Origin of the sequence: Moorena sp. SIO4E2 (assembly GCF_010671945.1) — a bacterium.
Taxonomy (GTDB): Bacteria; Cyanobacteriota; Cyanobacteriia; order Cyanobacteriales; family Coleofasciculaceae; genus Moorena; species Moorena producens.
Window position 1 is genome coordinate 1 of record NZ_JAAHIE010001276.1, and the last position, 1,264, is coordinate 1,264.

Here is a 1,264-nt window from a genome sequence, read left to right on the forward strand (position 1 = left end):
TGGGGCAGGTTTTCCACGCACTCTGGGAAAAACTCCGGCTCCATTACTTCTTGGAGCTTAAATTTATCTTCTACGTCACTAAGGCTGAGTTTTGATGGAGAAATAATAGTAGCCATAATGATTTTTTTTTACATCGTCATTTCTCCATTATATCTCAAATAAAACGGGTGCATCCCTGAGTGATAAATTTAAAACTTGGAGATGCACCCAATATAGGGTTTATACAATAAATGAGGGACAGTTTTTATTGGCGCTGATTGCCTTTAAGACCTTCTTACTTCTGCCCTCTGCCTTCTGCTCTCTGCCTTAAAAGCATAAGCAAAGCACCTCAGCAAAATTAAAATTGCTATTAAAATTGCTATAGTTATCCAATATGTTCACAAATATAAGACCACATTAAATCAGATGATTCTTGAACTACTGGTTTTCCTGAGTGGGTTTGGGCTTCCTCTAAACCAGTAACATTTAATGTGTTAATCTCAGATAACACTCGCTTACCATTGTCATCAACTAATGTATCGAAGCCAAAAATGACTATGCCTTGCTCCAAGAAACTAGGAATAATTGTTTCGGCAATTCTGATTTCGTCTTGATCCGGTTCGCCCACAGTTGTAGACCCCCCTGCTGACATAAGCACCTAAACAAAATTAATTACATATTCTTGACCAAAATTGTCAAGCACTTTTTTGAGATATTTGATAAAGCTTTTCCAGTTTTCGTAAGCATCAACTTCAATCCACTCATACTTAATAAATTTCCATAAAATTTCAATTAAGTTGTACTTGGGAGAATAAGTAGGCAACCAAAATATATCTAAATTTTTTCCTTTCCATTCCTCTAGTTTTTCGAGGATTTTATTGCTCGTGTGTATTGAAGCTTGATCCATTACTACTACAGTGAGTTTAGATAAGTTTTTACTAAAATTATCTAAAAAATTAATCACAATTTCACTGTCGATTGAACCCTGATGGATTTCGTAATATAATTGATTTTCACATCCCATTAATCCGAGAACATTAATTCTTTTGCTTTGGGAACTATTAATAGTTATTCTTTTTAACTTTTCTTGCCATCCATAAGGAATATCTGGCTTCAAAGAGAATCCACTTTCATCTAAATATCTTAATTCAATTTCTCCTTTTATAGCTTGATATTTTAGCTCTCTTAGTCTGGGAAGTTTTACGTCTAGCTCCCAGTCATCAGCGGTGCGACCCCGGTCGGGTTCCCCGACCTAGGGAATGTGCACCAAGAGAGCTCGGCAGCG

Annotated in this window: 1 protein-coding gene and 1 pseudogene; both read right to left on the reverse strand. The window is 36.2% G+C overall.

What is annotated here, in order from left to right; all coding sequences use genetic code 11:
* Positions 1 to 364: 364 nt before the first annotated feature.
* Complete coding sequence (locus F6K37_RS42910) at positions 365 to 631, reverse strand: ATP-grasp domain-containing protein (protein ID WP_287257285.1); 267 nt, start codon at positions 629 to 631, stop codon at positions 365 to 367.
* Between the two features lie 6 nt (positions 632 to 637).
* Positions 638 to 1,210 (reverse strand): annotated as a pseudogene (locus F6K37_RS42915) (IS630 family transposase); the annotation flags it as partial.
* Positions 1,211 to 1,264 lie beyond the last annotated feature (54 nt).

Bases quoted from the DNA above. Each gene is read 5' to 3' on its own strand.
- F6K37_RS42910 (WP_287257285.1), bottom strand. From the start codon at position 631: ATGTCAGCAGGGGGGTCTACAACTGTGGGCGAACCGGATCAAGACGAA.